Below are 14943 nucleotides of genomic sequence, written 5' to 3'. Positions count from 1 at the left end.
GGTAAAACCACAGCCTTCCAAGCTGTTGTCGCGAGTTCGATTCTCGTCACCCGCTTAATATGGGCCTATAGCTCAGCTGGTTAGAGCGCACGCCTGATAAGCGTGAGGTCGATGGTTCGAGTCCATTTAGGCCCATTATGGAGAAATACTCAAGTGGCTGAAGAGGCGCCCCTGCTAAGGGTGTAGGTCGGTAACACGGCGCGAGGGTTCAAATCCCTCTTTCTCCGTTTTTATGGCCCGTTGGTCAAGTGGTTAAGACACCACCCTTTCACGGTGGTATCATGGGTTCGAATCCCGTACGGGTCATTTTAATGTTATCGCGGGATGGAGCAGTCTGGTAGCTCGTCGGGCTCATAACCCGAAGGTCGTTGGTTCAAATCCAGCTCCCGCAATTAAGAAATTTTGGTCCATTGGAGTAGTGGTTATCTCGCCTCCCTGTCACGGAGGAGATCGTCGGTTCAAATCCGTCATGGACCGTTTATGACTTATTCACCCTTTCGAGGGTGTTTTTTATTGCAAATTTTTTGGTTTGTGATAAACTAAAAAGCGTTACAATTCATTCCCGAAAGGATTCACCTCTGGGTGAAGATGCCTTGTAACCAAATAATTATATTAATGGGGGAATTTCCATATGTCAGAAAGACATTTATTTACATCAGAATCTGTTTCAGAAGGACATCCAGATAAAATCGCTGACCAAATTAGTGATGCTATCTTAGACGCCTTATTGGAACAAGATAAAAATGCGCGGGCAGCGGTTGAAACTACTGTAACCACCGGACTTGTTGTTGTTGTCGGTGAGGTTTCAACGTCAGCCTACGTTGACATTCAAAAAATTGTCCGGAAAACAATTAAAGAAATCGGCTATACGGGTAACAAGTATGGTTTCGATGGCGATAATTGTGCCGTTTTAACAGCGATTGATGAACAATCAGCTGATATTGCTCAAGGGGTCGATGCTTCCTTAGAAACCCGGGAAGGTCAAGGCGATCCTTTGGATCAAATCGGGGCCGGTGACCAAGGACTAATGTTTGGTTACGCTATTGATGAAACACCAGAATTAATGCCTTTACCAATTGCTTTAAGTCACCGTTTGATGCGTCAAATTGCTAAAATTAGAAAAGATGGTACCTTGTCTTACTTAGGGCCAGATGCAAAGGCGCAAGTTACTGTGGAATACGATGAAACTGATCAACCAGTACGAGTTGATACTGTTGTTTTATCGACCCAACATGCTGACAAAGTTTCTTTAGACACCATTAAAGCCGATGTGAAGAAGTTAGTAATTGACCAAGTGATTCCAAAAGAATTACTTGATGAAAAGACCAAGTACTTTATCAATCCAACCGGTCGCTTCGTAATTGGTGGTCCACAAGGGGATGCTGGTTTGACTGGTCGGAAGATTATTGTTGATACCTATGGTGGTGCGGCTCACCATGGTGGGGGTGCCTTCTCTGGTAAGGATGCTACTAAAGTTGACCGTTCTGCGAGCTATGCAGCGCGTTACATTGCTAAAAACTTAGTGGCTGCTGGTTTAGCGAAGAAAGTTGAAATTCAAATTGCTTATGCTATTGGGGTAGCTCAACCTGTTTCGATTGCGGTGGATACTTTTGGCACGAGTGATTATACGGAAGCCCAGTTAGCCCAAGCAATTCGTGAAGTCTTTGATTTACGTCCTGCAGGGATTATTGAAATGTTAGATTTAAAGCGTCCAATTTACAAGCAGACAGCTGCTTATGGCCACTTTGGCCGGACAGATGTTCAATTACCTTGGGAACAAATTGATAAGGTAGAGGCCCTAAAAGCTGCTTTAAAATAAAAATGTATCAAAAAGAGATGACCACTTTCTGATCATCTCTTTTTAGTTTTTACTAATTTTAAGCTTTGGCCAACGTTGCGTCCATCTTTTACGCTTAATCCGTTCATTAAAGGTGGTCATTGAATTTGTGGCCAAGAAGACCGGGGTAGGCCTAACCTTCAATTCAAAAAGGTCAGCCAGACCGTAAGGCGCCAGAATTTCAAACTGTCCGTTAGTTTGAAGACGGATTCCAACTGCACTGCAGGTTTCAGGAAACTTTGTTAGTATTTCTTGAATGGAGTCTCCCTGAGGAATCTTGGAATAGTGTGGGCGGGGACTAGCTAAATTATGTAGATCCCAAAGATATTTGGCGTGGTGGGTGTTAAGTTTGGTCGTGAGAATTTGGTGTTCTTCGGCGGTCTCACTATTTTTTTTATAATAGATATCCAGATTATCTTGAAGATATGTCGGTTCGAGCTGATTCAAATTGTTCCAGACTAGATTACGCACCCAGCCAGCACATAGGTAGGCTTCCTGGAGGCTATTGTTGCGGAGAATGGTGAAAATTTCTTGTAAATTAGGTGTACTTATAAGCAGTTTTTGCAAATCATCTTGATAAGACATAGATGCTTATTCCTTTCTTGTTATAGACTGCTTTAATTTTAGCCTATAAAAAGCCCTTTGCAAAGTCATCTATTTGCTAAGAAAATCTTAAAGTTCAGGAATTATAGCTTTATTGCTTTCAAAAAATGGATACTTGCAGGAGAAAATTAAATGAGCTATAATTTTGTTATACGTTTACATTGTTGAAAGGTAGGAATTTTCATGGAAAAAGTAATCGCAATTAATTCAGGTAGTTCAAGTTTGAAATTTAAACTTTTTGAAATGCCTGAAGAAAAAGTCTTGGCTTCAGGTTTAATGGAGAGAATTGGTTTAGGTGATTCGATTATCACAATTAAATACGATGGCCAAAAATACGAAAATGTTCAAGATTTAAATGATCATGAACAAGCGGTTAACTTATTGCTGCAACTATTAGAAGAATTAAATATTATTCAAGACTTTTCTGAATTGACAGGAGTTGGTCACCGGGTAGTTGCTGGGGGAGAATACTTCACCAAACCAACCTTAGTCGATGATCAAGCCCTTGCTGAAATCGATCGGATTAGCGACATGGCGCCTTTACACAACCCGGCTAATAGTTTGGGGATTAAGGTTTTCAAGCGTCTTTTACCTCAAGCAGCTTCTGTGGTAGTGGTTGATACGGCCTTCCACCAAACAATGCCAAAAGAAAATTACATTTACAGTGTGCCTTACGAATGGTATAAAAAGTACGGGGTTCGGCGTTACGGAGCTCACGGTACGAGTCATGAATATGTGGCAGGTGAGGCTGCCAAAATGCTGGGCAAGCCTTTAGCTGACCTGAAGTTGGTAACTTGTCACTTAGGAGCGGGGGCTTCAATTACCGCTATTAAAGATGGTAAATCCTTCGATACTTCTATGGGCTTTACACCTTTAGCTGGGGTAACCATGGCGACGCGTTCCGGAGATGTAGATACTTCTTTATTAAGCTATGTCATGAACCATTCTGATATCAAGGATATTAACGAAATGGTTGATATTTTAAATCACCAATCTGGTTTAACGGGAATTTCCGGCGTTTCCGCTGATATGCGTGATATTATTGCGGCCGCCGAAGAAGGTAACGAACGGGCTCAATTAGCTTTTGACATTTTTATAAAGAATGTGGTGCGCTACATTGGGCAATATACTGCTGAAATGGGTGGGATTGACGGAATTGTCTTCACAGCTGGCATTGGGGAAAATTCCCAGCCGGTACGTTCAGCTATCATGAAACGTTTAGCTTACATGGGTATTACCGAGGATGAAAAAGAAAATGCCACTTTTGGCAAAAATACTTTTGTTTCAACAGAGAATTCTAAGGTTAAGGTCTTACGTATTATGACGGATGAAGAATTAGTCATTGCTCGTAGTACCTATAAGCTAGCGCATGAAAATAAATAAAGCTACAAAAAAGGCCTTTCCAAGTGCGGAAAGGCCTTTTTTATGCGCGAGCAGCTTTGAGCTGAGCAAATTTTTCAGGAGTTAATTTACCTAAATTAACCATTTCGGTTTCAATCATATCTAAAACTAGGTTACGGTCAGCAGAATTTTCCACAAAATCATATTTGTCACCGTCAATAACTAGGAGTTTAGTTTGGTCGTAACTCTTTTCCCAGTCATCATAATATTTCAAAAGACGGTGGTAGTAGTCAACTAAGGAAGGATCCGTCGAAACTTGTTCATATTCCCGCCCGCGTTTTTCAATGCGGTGAATCATTGTTTCATATGAAACCTTGATGAAAACTGTTAAATCAGGATTTTTTGATTGATGAGCAAAGGGTAGTTCAGCAAGCATGTTTGTTAAAAGTTCTTGGTAAATTTGATATTCAATTTGGGTCGCGTTTCCCATGTCAGTATTCATCCGCATGAACATGGCATCTTCGTGGATGGAACGATCTAAGATGTTGTTTTCACCTTGCATTGCTTCTTTAATCATTTTGAAACGGCGGTTTAAAAAGAAGGTTTGCAATAAGTAAGCATAGGGGTTAGTCGCGTCCTTTTCACCTTGTTCCCGTTTTTTGGCAGCTTGTTCATTTCCCTTATAGAAAAGCGGTAAAACAGGGTTATCTTCGACAGGCTCATAAAAAGGGGTACTACCTAGTTCCTTTGAGAGAATTTCTGTCAGGCTAGATTTACCTGAGCCAATAATACCAGCAAGTGTAATCATGTTAAGATCCTTTCACAATAAAATCACCTTCTATTTTACCGAAGTTTGGTGAGGATTACCAATTCAAAAAAGATTAGAAAATGGCAAGTAAAGATAAAGTTCGTTAATTGCGGATTAAATATTTTTTTGAGGATGTATGTAAAAATATAACCGTACAAAAAATATTTATTCTAAATTAAAGTTCGATTTTTCTTTGACATTTTTTTCTTGCTTTGGTATTCTAAAGGTGATTAATTGAGGAGGGATTTTCGTGAGTAAAGAAGTAAGTATTGTCATGGGCAGTATTTCTGACTGGGAAACCATGCAACAAGCCGCCCAAATGTTAGAGGATTTTGGGGTTAGCTATGAAAAACATGTGATATCAGCCCACCGCATGCCCCAAGAGATGTTTACCTATGCCCAAAATGCCCGAAAACGAGGTCTCAAAGTTATTATTGCTGGGGCCGGGGGAGCCGCCCACTTACCGGGGATGATTGCGGCCAGTACAGAATTACCTGTAATAGGGGTACCTGTGCAATCTCGGACGCTAAATGGACTTGATTCTTTACTCTCAATCGTCCAAATGCCGGCGGGAATTCCGGTGGCTACCACAGCTATTGGACAAGCTGGGGCTAAAAACGCAGCCTTATTGGCCATTCAAATTCTAGGTACGAGCAATCCCGAACTGCAAGCGAAAGTCACAGCTTATCGCCAAGCTATCCATGATGCTGCAGTAGAAAGCGAGGCACAATTTGATGACTAAGCTAATTCAACAAGGACAAACAATTGGTATTATCGGTGGTGGGCAGTTGGGACAAATGCTGGCCTTGGATGCCAAGGCTAGTGGGATGAGGGTCATTGTACTTGATCCCGACCCTACTTGTCCGACTGGTCAGGTTTGTGATGAGCAAATTGTGGCTCCTTATGCGAGTCAAACTGCAATTACCACGTTAGCTGAAAAAAGTGACGTCTTAACCTATGAGTTTGAAAACGTTGATTTAGCCACACTGGAGGCAGTTAGTGACCAAGTCTTTATTCCTCAAGGAACAGAACTTTTGCGGATTACCAAGGACCGTTTACGCGAGAAAACTTTTCTGCGCGACCATGGCCTGCAGACCGCACCTTTTAGGATGGTAAACACGCAAGCCGATTTAGTAGCTGCATTAGCAGATTTAGATTATCCGGCTATTTTAAAAACTTGTCAGGGAGGTTATGATGGTAAGGATCAAGTCACCCTTTATAGCGAAGAGAATCTAAAACAGGCCACAGAAGTACTTGCGCAGGGTCCTTGTATTTTAGAAGGATTTGTGACCTTTAAATGTGAATGTTCAATCATGGTGGCGCGGAATCCGCGAGGTCAGGTCAGTGTGATGCCGGTTAGTGAAAATATCCATGTCAATCACATTCTCCATGAAAGTATTGTGCCGGCTCGCATTAGTCTTGCGTTACAAGCTAAGGCTCAAAAATTGGCCCAAATGATTGCTGAGGCTTTGGGTTTGGTGGGAATTCTAGGAGTTGAGTTTTTTGTTGGTCAAGATCACGAACTCTATGTTAATGAATTAGCGCCCCGTCCCCACAATTCGGGCCACTATTCCCTTGAAGCTTGTGATTTTTCACAATTTGCCTTGCATAATCGGGCAATTTGTAATTGGCCACTACCGTCGGTTAAATTACTAAGTCCTGCCATCATGGTCAATATTTTAGGACAGCATGTGGCCGGCACCCAAGCTTTGATTAGCCAAAAGGCTACCTGGCATTTTCATGATTATGGAAAAAAAGACCAAAAATTTAATCGAAAAATGGGCCACGTGACAATTTTGTGCGATAATATAGAAGCAACCCTCAAAGAAATTAAGACAACCCAAGTTTGGGAAAGATAGGAGATAGAAAATGATTCCACGTTATACTCGTCCTGAAATGGCAAAACTTTGGACTGACCAAAAGAAATATGAATGCTGGTTGGAAGTTGAATTAGCAGCTGATGAAGCCTGGTCCAAACTAGGACATATTCCTGCTGAAGATGTTGAAAAGTTACGCCAAAACGCTAAATTCGACGTTGAACGGATTAATGAAATTGAAGCGGTAACTCGCCACGACGTAATCGCCTTTACACGGACGGTTTCTGAATCTTTAGGTGAAGAAAAGAAGTGGGTTCACTATGGTTTAACTTCTACCGACGTGGTGGATACTGCTTATGGTTACCAATTAAAGCAAGTTAATGATGTTTTACGTCAAGATTTGGTGGAATTTACTGAAATCGTAGCAGACAAAGCGCGTAAGTACAAGGACACAGTTTGTATGGGGCGGACCCATGGAGTCCATGCTGAACTAACCACCTTTGGAGTAAAATTGACTCGTTGGTATTCTGAAATGAAGCGCAATATTGAGCGCTTTGAACATGCTGCCAAAGGAGTCGAAGCTGGTAAAATCTCTGGTGCAGTGGGGACCTTTGCCAATATCGATCCTTTTGTTGAAGAATATGTATGCCAAAAGCTCGGTATCCGCGCCCAGGAAGTTTCCAGTCAGGTCTTACCCCGTGACTTACACGCTGAGTACTTATCAGCCTTGGCTTTGATTGCGACTTCTTTAGAAGAATTTGCAACCGAAATTCGTGGTTTACAAAAATCTGAAACTCGTGAAGTGGAAGAATACTTCGCTAAGGGCCAAAAAGGTTCTTCAGCTATGCCACACAAGCGGAATCCAATTGGTTCTGAAAATATTTGTGGTTTGGCCCGAGTGGTTCGTGGTCACATGGTAACGGCCTATGAAGATGTAGCTCTATGGCATGAACGCGATATTTCGCACTCTTCTGCGGAAAGAATTATCTTGCCCGATACAACTATCTTGGTAGATTACATGTTACACCGTTTTGGTAACATCGTGAAAAACTTGACAGTCTTCCCTGAAAATATGAAGCGCAACATGGATCGGACCTTTGGTTTGATTTACAGTGGTCGTGTCCTTTTGAAGTTGATTGATACTGGCATGAGTCGCGAAGAAGCTTACGATTTGATTCAACCTAAAACGGCTCAAGCTTGGGATGAACAGCGCCCATTCCGTCCGCTTTTAGAAGCTGATGAAGCAATCACGTCCCGTTTAAGTTCAGCTGATTTAGATGATGCCTTTGATTACCATTGGCACCTGAAACATGTGGATGATATTTTCAAACGGGTTGGCCTAGAATAATTAATGCTTACTTAAATCCCTAGCTCAAAATGAGTTAGGGATTTTTATGTTCGTTTATATAGTTTTTCTTTTTATTTTTAATATCTTTATTAATCTTTTTTGTCTAAAAAACGAACTATTTGTTCTAAAAAAAGAATATTATTCGTTGACTTTTTTGGGTGCTCTTAGTAAAATCATAGGTGAAAAGTATTTATTTTCATTATTTTTTCAAAAAACGTTCGTCTTTAGTTAAGAAAGGGTGCTTTTATCACCATGGAAAAATTACTTTACACTGGTAAAGCCAAACAAATGTGGTCAACTGATAATCCTCAAATTTTACGAGTGGTCTATTTAAATCAAGCCACAGCTCTTAATGGTAAGAAGAAAGATAAAATTGAAGGCAAAGCTGTCCTTAATAATGCCATTTCGACTTTGATTTTCCAGTATCTCAATCAGGTTGGGATTCCGACGCACTACTTGGAACAAATTTCACCTACAGAAGAACTTGTGAAAAAAGTTGAAATTATACCTCTGGAAATGGTGACGCGGAATATAGCAGCAGGTCACTTTGCTAGTCGTTATGGGGTAAAAGAAGGTAGGGCTTTTGACCAACCGGTCGAAGAAATGTACTATAAGTCAGATAAATTGGATGACCCTTTTATGAACGCTTCCCAGGCCAAGGCACTTGGACTAGTGACTCAAGAAGAACTGGATGTCATGTGGAATTTATCACGACAGGTCAACTTTATTTTAAAGCGTCTTTTTGCGAAAGCTAAATTAACTTTAGTGGATTTTAAATTAGAGTTTGGCCGGCTCGCAGATGGGCAAATCGTCTTAGCCGATGAATTTTCTCCAGATAATTGTCGTTTGTGGGATATGGAAACTGCTAATCACATGGATAAAGATGTTTACCGACGTGATTTAGGTGATTTAGTCTCTGTTTACCAAGAAGTTTACCGCCGATTGCAAACTGTGTTGGAAAAATAAGGAGTTTATGGAAATGAAACAAGTGCGAATCTATGTAACCTACAAGCAGTCAGTTTTTGACCCTCAAGGTGAAACTATCAAGGAATCAATTCAAACCATGGGACATACAGAAATCAAGAAAGTTAAAGTTGGTAAATTTTTTGATGTGACGATTGATCTTTGTGCAAGTGACCTAGAGCAAATCGTAAAGAGTATTGCAGAAGAAATGCTAGTTAACTTTAATTTAGAAACTTATCGCTACGAGATTTTGGAGGAAGCGTAATGAAATTTGCTGTGGTTGTTTTTCCAGGATCCAACTGTGATGTTGATTTATTCGAAACCTTAGACAACATTTTAAAGGTTGATGTGGAATATGTTGATTATCGGCAAGATAGTTTGGATGGATTTGATGCGGTTATGATTCCAGGCGGTTTTTCTTATGGAGATTATTTGCGTAGCGGTGCAATTGCCAGCTTAACGCCAATTATGCAACCCATTAAAGAGTTTGCGCAGGCTGGTAAACCAGTCTTTGGAACTTGTAATGGTTTTCAAATTTTGACAGAAGCTGGATTACTTCCAGGAGCCTTGAAGCGTAATGATAGTTTGAAGTTTATCTGTAAAACGGTCCAATTAGAAGTAGTTAATAATCAAACAGCCTTTACCAACCAATATCAAACTCAAGAACATATTGCCCTACCAATTGCTCACGCAGATGGTTCCTATTATGCTGATGAAGCTACTCTAGCAGAATTAGAAGCTAATGGCCAAGTAGTTTTCCGTTATGTGGGTGAAAATCCTAACGGAAGTCTACACGATATTGCGGGCATCACTAACAAAGCAGGGAATGTTTTGGGTATGATGCCACACCCAGAGCGGGCAGTTGAAGCTCTATTGGGAAATGAAGATGGTCTGCGTTTATTCTTATCGATTTTAGAGAGCCAAAAATTGGAGGGTTAAAAAATGATACAAGCTATGACCGCACAAGAAGTGCAAGACCAAAAGCCCTACTTAGAATGGGGGTTAACTCAAAAAGAATATGACTACATTTCCGAAAAGTTATTGAAACGTTTACCTAATTTTACTGAAACTGGTTTGTTTTCCGCTATGTGGAGTGAGCACTGTTCTTATAAAAAGTCTAAGCCTGTTTTGCGACTTTTCCCAAATAAAAATGGTCGAGTACTACAAGGGCCTGGTGAAGGGGCGGGAATTATTGATATTGGTGATGGTCAAGCGGTAGTGTTCAAGGCGGAAAGTCATAATCATCCTTCAGCTATTGAACCATATGAAGGGGCTGCTACTGGTGTCGGGGGTATTTTACGTGATATTTTCTCGATGGGGGCGCGTCCGCTTGCTTCCCTTGATTCTCTACACTTTGGTGAAATTGATAATCCGCGGACAAAATATCTGATTAATGAAATCGTACATGGAATTGGTGGTTATGGTAATCCGATGGGGATTCCCACTGTGGCTGGTGAAATGACTTTTGATAAATGCTATACGGGGAATCCTTTAGTCAATGCAATGGCCGTAGGTTTGATGGAACAAAAAGATATGCAAGAAGGTAAGGCCAAAGGGGTCGGTAATGCAGTGATGTATGTTGGCGCCAAAACTGGTCGTGATGGGATTCACGGAGCAACTTTTGCTTCAGCTGATTTTTCTGATGAAAAAGAAACCCAACGTTCGGCTGTGCAAGTGGGAGATCCTTTCATGGAAAAACTTCTTATGGAAGCCTGCTTGGAATTAACCGGCCAACATGCGCAATGGTTAGTCGGGATTCAAGATATGGGGGCGGCCGGGCTTGTGTCTTCTTCTTGTGAAATGGCCTCCAAAGCTGCTTCAGGGATGGAACTAAATCTGGATTTGGTACCTCAACGTGAAGCAGGTATGTCCGCTTATGAAATTATGCTGTCTGAATCACAAGAACGGATGCTTTTATGTGTGAAGAAAGGACATGAAGTTGATGTCCAAGCCATTTTCCACAAATACAACTTAGAAGCTGTGGTGATTGGCCGGGTCACAGAAGGTCACGATTATGTCTTGAAACATCAAGGAGAAGTTGTAGCGGATATCCCGGTTTTAACTTTAACTGACGATGTTTTATCTGAACCATCAGAAGAAAAAATCCCTACCAGAATTTTAACGGCTAAAGAAAAGGTTAATTGGCAACCAGCGCAATTGGATGCGACGAAGACCTTGCTAAAAATTTTGGCTCAACCAACCATTGCTTCTAAGACAATGTTTACCCAAACCTATGATTCTCAAGTAAGGACCAACACCGTTGTAGGACCAGGAAGTGATGCCGGGGTAATTCGGATTCGTCACACCAAGAAAGCTCTAGCAATGACCACCGATGGTAATGGTCGGTTTGTTTATTTAGATCCTGAAATTGGGGGGCAAATGGCAGTGGTTGAAGCGGCTGCTAATGTAATAGCGAGTGGGGCTTTACCGTTAGCGATTACAGATTGTTTGAACTATGGGGATCCAAATGATCCTGAAATTTACTGGGAATTACACCAATCAGTAATAGGGATGGCAGAGGCCTGTCGTGTCTTTGATACGCCCGTAATTTCTGGAAATGTTTCTTTATATAATGAAAATAATGGCGAAGCGATTTTTCCAACACCAATGGTGGGTATGGTTGGTTTGATTGAAGATAATCAGTACATTATTCCTTCCTTCGTGCAAGCGGCTGGCGATTTAGTATACATCATTGGCCAAACAGGATCTGACTTTGCTGGTAGTGAATTACAAAAGATGTTAACGGGTGAACTCTTTGGAACTTTAAGTACGCTTAATTTAACGAGTTTGAAAAAGCAAATGTCTACCTTACTCCAAGCAATGCAAACGGGTCTCGTAGCTTCCGCACATGATGTAAGTGAGGGTGGTTTGGCTGTTGCCTTAGCTGAAACAACTTTCAAGACAGGTTTAGGTTTAGATGCTCATTTGGACTTACCAACAAACCAACTTTTTGCCGAAACGGCTGGGCGCTTTGTTGTAACCGTGAAACCTGAAAAACAAATTATTTTTGAAGAACTTTTGGGAACCAGTGCCAAACTAGTGGGGCGGGTGACAGCCGATGTTAATTTACATGTTCAAACTGTAGATGGAGCGATTAATACTACTGTGGCTCAAGCGCAAAAGGTGTGGGAGGAGGCGATTCCATGTCTCATGAAATCCGAGGATTAAACGAAGAATGTGGTGTTTTTGGGGTCTTTGGTGAGAAAGATGCTAGTCGTCTGACATATTTTGGACTTCATGCCCTCCAACATCGCGGTCAAGAAGGTGCTGGAATTGTTTCTTCTGATGGTGAACATCTCCACCAATACCGGAACCGGGGGCTTTTAGCGGAAGTTTTTCAAAATCCAGATGATTTAAAACGTTTAACGGGGCAAGCTGCCATTGGCCATGTACGTTATGGTACTAGTGGGACTAATTCCTTAGCCAATATCCAACCTTTCTTATTCCGTTTTTATGATGGTGATGTAGGACTGGCGCATAATGGTAATTTAACTAATGCGGTAACTTTACGCCGACAATTAGAGGTGCAAGGGGCGGTTTTTCAGTCAACTTCAGATACGGAAATGTTGATTCACCTTATTCGTAAAAAGCAGGGGATGGACTTCCTTGATGCTTTGAAGGTTAGTTTAAATGAGACTAAAGGAGGTTTTGCCTTCCTACTATTAAGAAAAGACGCTTTATATGCTGCTTTGGATCCTAATGGTTTTCGACCTTTAGTGATTGGTCAAACTAAAAGTGGTGGTTACATTGTCGCTTCAGAAACTTGTGCTTTGGATGCAGTCGGCGCTAAATTTGTCCGTGATGTTTTACCAGGTGAATTAATCATCATTGACAAGGATGGTTTACACATCGACCACTACACAACCCAAACTAAATTAGCTGTATGCTCCATGGAATACATCTACTTTGCCCGCCCAGATTCGATTATTCATGGGGTGACGGTCCATAATGCGCGCAAAAGGATGGGGGGCATTTTGGCTCAAGAACAACCCGCACCAGCCGATGCCGATATGGTTATCGGGGTGCCTAATTCATCTTTATCAGCCGCCTCGGGTTATGCTGAAGCCACAGGCCTCCCCTATGAGATGGGGTTGATTAAAAACCAATACATTGCGCGGACTTTTATCCAGCCAACTCAAGCCTTACGCGAACAGGGGGTAAAGATGAAACTTTCTGCCGTACGTGGGGTAGTAGAGGGAAAATCAGTTGTGATTGTTGATGACTCTATTGTACGTGGAACGACTTCGATTCAGTTGGTCAAGATGCTCAAAGAAGCCGGGGCTAAGGAAGTTCACATGCGCATTGCCTCCCCACCATTTAGATATCCCCACTTTTACGGAATTGATGTTTCTGACCGAAGTCAATTAATGGCTGCGAAACACTCGGTAGTGGAAATGCAAAAACTTATTGGGGTTGAATCTCTAGGTTTCCTAAGTGTTTCGGGGTTAATTAAAGCGATTAACTTACCAATGGGTCAGGATAAAGAAAATGGAGGTTTAACGGTAGCTTATTTCAATGGTAAGTACCCAACGCCACTTTATGATTACGAAGAGGATTATTTGCAATCATTTGAAGAAATACCGGACAGAAAGGACTAAAAGATGAGTCGTTATAAAGAAGCCGGGGTTGATGTAACCGCGGGTTATAAGTTAGTTGATAAAATCAAAGCCGATGTGCAATCGACCAAACGACCGGGAGTACTCGGGGGATTGGGGAGCTTTGGGGGCATGTTTGATTTGAGTGCTTTAAAACTTAAAGAACCAGTTTTGGTTTCCGGAACCGATGGGGTTGGTACTAAGTTACTGATTGCACAAAGCGCCCATAAGCACGATACGGTTGGTATTGATTGTGTAGCGATGTGTGTCAATGATATCTTGGCGCAAGGGGCTCAACCGCTCTTTTTTTTAGATTACATCGCGACTGGTCACAACAATCCTGATGAAATGGCTCAAATTGTTAAGGGGGTCGCCGAAGGTTGCCGGCAAGCTAAGGTTGCCTTGATTGGAGGCGAAACGGCGGAAATGCCTGATATGTATGCCGCCGATGAATATGATCTGGCTGGATTTGCAACAGGAGTTGTCAATAAAAGTGAACTTTTAACCCCGAAAAATCCGCAAGCAGGAGATATTTTAATTGCCTTGCCTTCTAGTGGCTTACATTCCAATGGTTTTTCCTTGGTACGACAAATCCTTTTTAAAGACTGTCGTATCAATTTAAGTGATAAACCACATGCTTTACAAGGCCAAAGCGTTTTAGAAGCAATTTTGACTCCAACACGGATTTATGTTTCTGCTGTCTTGCCTTTAGTGGAGGCTAGGCTAGTAACTGGTATTAGCCATATTACCGGTGGCGGTTTAATCGAAAACTTGCCACGAATGTTTAATGATGAGCTCCAAGCTCAGATTCAACTTGGATCATGGCCAATTTTACCTATTTTTGATTATCTTCAAGAATTAGGAAATTTGAGTCAGCAAGATATGTTGGCAACTTTTAACTTAGGAGTAGGAATGGTCTTAGCGGTGGCACCAGAAAATTATGCTCAGGTCAAGGAAATCCTGATGGACCAAGGTGAAACTTGTTATCGAATTGGTCAGTTAGTTAAACGTCCAGATCAAGCAGCGAAGCTAGACTTTAAGAAATGAGGTTTAAGAAATGAAAATAGCCATTTTTGCTTCCGGGAATGGTTCTAATTTTGAAGTTTTAGCCCAAAAAATTATTGGTGGTGAAATTCCTGGTGAATTAGCGTTACTCTTTTGTGACCATCCTGATGCTTATGTGATTGAACGGTCCCGGAAATTTCAGATTCCCGTTGTAACTTTTACAGTGAAAGCTTGCGGAGATAAACAAGCTTATGAAGAAAAAATTGTGCAGGTTTTAGAACAATATAACATTGACTTTATTGTTCTGGCAGGCTATATGCGGGTAATTGGACAACCAGTTTTGTCTAAATATGAAGGAAGAATTGTTAATCTTCATCCGGCTTACCTACCAGCCTATCCTGGTCTACATGCAATTGAACGTGCCTTTGCCGATGGGGTTGCTCAAACAGGAGTGACAGTTCACTATATTGATGCAGGCTTAGACTCAGGTCCAATTATTACTCAAAGACATGTCCCTCTTTATTCTGATGATTGTTTAGAAGATTTAGAAGCGCGAATTCACGCTTGTGAACACAAATTATATCCCGCTGTTTTAAAAGAATTGCTTAGTAAAAAAGGAGAATAAG

Annotated in this window: 14 protein-coding genes, 5 tRNA genes and 1 riboswitch; of the genes, 17 read left to right on the top strand and 2 right to left on the bottom strand. The window is 41.4% G+C overall.

The genetic code is table 11. The annotated features are described in order from the left end of the window. The first annotated feature begins 61 nt into the window (after window positions 1-61). From FC36_RS07800 to metK, 6 genes are all read left to right on the top strand, one after another. Window positions 62-135 (top strand) — tRNA-Ile (locus FC36_RS07800). 4 nt (window positions 136-139) lie between these two features. After that, window positions 140-227, top strand: a tRNA-Ser gene (locus FC36_RS07795). Window positions 228-234: 7 nt separating this feature from the next. Continuing rightward, window positions 235-306, top strand: a tRNA-Glu gene (locus FC36_RS07790). A gap of 12 nt (window positions 307-318) precedes the next feature. Further along, window positions 319-392 (top strand) — tRNA-Met (locus tag FC36_RS07785). A 12-nt stretch (window positions 393-404) separates the two neighbouring features. Continuing rightward, window positions 405-477: transfer RNA gene (locus tag FC36_RS07780), tRNA-Asp, on the top strand. A 67-nt stretch (window positions 478-544) separates the two neighbouring features. Continuing rightward, window positions 545-634: riboswitch (SMK box riboswitch) on the top strand. Next, window positions 632-1819, top strand: coding sequence for a methionine adenosyltransferase (metK, locus tag FC36_RS07775; protein ID WP_023859374.1), 1188 nt, complete (start codon window positions 632-634; stop codon window positions 1817-1819). Its footprint overlaps the riboswitch before it by 3 nt. Window positions 1820-1861: 42 nt before the next feature. Here the strand turns inward: metK and FC36_RS07770 are convergent, their stop codons facing one another. Then, entirely contained in the window at window positions 1862-2422 is a 561-nt protein-coding gene (locus tag FC36_RS07770; RefSeq protein ID WP_025020763.1) for a nucleotidyltransferase family protein, read from the bottom strand. A gap of 201 nt (window positions 2423-2623) precedes the next feature. Here FC36_RS07770 and FC36_RS07765 point away from each other — a divergent pair, with 201 nt between their 5' ends. Then, window positions 2624-3823, top strand: a complete 1200-nt coding sequence (locus FC36_RS07765; protein WP_023859372.1) for an acetate/propionate family kinase — start codon at window positions 2624-2626, stop codon at window positions 3821-3823. A gap of 40 nt (window positions 3824-3863) precedes the next feature. Here the strand turns inward: FC36_RS07765 and FC36_RS07760 are convergent, their stop codons facing one another. Continuing rightward, window positions 3864-4589 carry a deoxynucleoside kinase gene (locus FC36_RS07760; protein ID WP_023859371.1) on the bottom strand — a complete coding sequence of 242 codons (726 nt, stop codon included), beginning with the start codon at window positions 4587-4589 and terminating at the stop codon, window positions 3864-3866. A 250-nt stretch (window positions 4590-4839) separates the two neighbouring features. On the opposite strand from FC36_RS07760, the gene purE reads away from it, so the two are divergent. From purE to purN, 10 genes are all read left to right on the top strand, one after another. Then, the gene (gene purE / locus FC36_RS07755) at window positions 4840-5331 is read left to right on the top strand and encodes a 5-(carboxyamino)imidazole ribonucleotide mutase (RefSeq protein ID WP_025020764.1); all 492 of its coding nucleotides are present in this window, start codon (window positions 4840-4842) and stop codon (window positions 5329-5331) included. Beyond that, window positions 5324-6448 carry a 5-(carboxyamino)imidazole ribonucleotide synthase gene (gene purK / locus FC36_RS07750; RefSeq protein WP_025020765.1) on the top strand — a complete coding sequence of 375 codons (1125 nt, stop codon included), beginning with the start codon at window positions 5324-5326 and terminating at the stop codon, window positions 6446-6448. Before purE ends, purK begins: the two co-directional genes overlap by 8 nt. Before the next feature lie 10 nt (window positions 6449-6458). Then, window positions 6459-7754 carry an adenylosuccinate lyase gene (gene purB / locus FC36_RS07745; protein WP_025020766.1) on the top strand — a complete coding sequence of 432 codons (1296 nt, stop codon included), beginning with the start codon at window positions 6459-6461 and terminating at the stop codon, window positions 7752-7754. A gap of 252 nt (window positions 7755-8006) precedes the next feature. Then, window positions 8007-8720 (top strand): phosphoribosylaminoimidazolesuccinocarboxamide synthase, encoded by a 714-nt coding sequence (gene purC / locus FC36_RS07740; protein ID WP_025020767.1) that lies wholly within the window; start codon window positions 8007-8009, stop codon window positions 8718-8720. A 13-nt stretch (window positions 8721-8733) separates the two neighbouring features. Then, window positions 8734-8982 (top strand): phosphoribosylformylglycinamidine synthase subunit PurS, encoded by a 249-nt coding sequence (purS, locus tag FC36_RS07735; RefSeq protein ID WP_025020768.1) that lies wholly within the window; start codon window positions 8734-8736, stop codon window positions 8980-8982. Then, window positions 8982-9656, top strand: coding sequence for a phosphoribosylformylglycinamidine synthase subunit PurQ (purQ, locus tag FC36_RS07730; protein WP_025020769.1), 675 nt, complete (start codon window positions 8982-8984; stop codon window positions 9654-9656). Before purS ends, purQ begins: the two co-directional genes overlap by 1 nt. Window positions 9657-9659: 3 nt before the next feature. Then, window positions 9660-11885, top strand: coding sequence for a phosphoribosylformylglycinamidine synthase subunit PurL (gene purL / locus FC36_RS07725; protein ID WP_025020770.1), 2226 nt, complete (start codon window positions 9660-9662; stop codon window positions 11883-11885). Beyond that, complete coding sequence (gene purF / locus FC36_RS07720; RefSeq protein ID WP_025020771.1) at window positions 11861-13315, top strand: amidophosphoribosyltransferase; 1455 nt, start codon at window positions 11861-11863, stop codon at window positions 13313-13315. Before purL ends, purF begins: the two co-directional genes overlap by 25 nt. Before the next feature lie 3 nt (window positions 13316-13318). Then, a complete protein-coding gene (gene purM / locus FC36_RS07715) occupies window positions 13319-14359 on the top strand; it encodes a phosphoribosylformylglycinamidine cyclo-ligase (RefSeq protein WP_025020772.1) in 1041 nt (346 codons plus the stop codon). 10 nt (window positions 14360-14369) lie between these two features. Beyond that, the gene (gene purN, locus FC36_RS07710; protein WP_025020773.1) at window positions 14370-14942 is read left to right on the top strand and encodes a phosphoribosylglycinamide formyltransferase; all 573 of its coding nucleotides are present in this window, start codon (window positions 14370-14372) and stop codon (window positions 14940-14942) included. Window position 14943 lies beyond the last annotated feature (1 nt).

Origin of the sequence: Ligilactobacillus equi DSM 15833 = JCM 10991, assembly GCF_001435735.1 — a bacterium.
GTDB lineage: Bacteria > Bacillota > Bacilli > Lactobacillales > Lactobacillaceae > Ligilactobacillus > Ligilactobacillus equi.
This window is presented reverse-complemented; position numbering and strand designations above follow the sequence as displayed.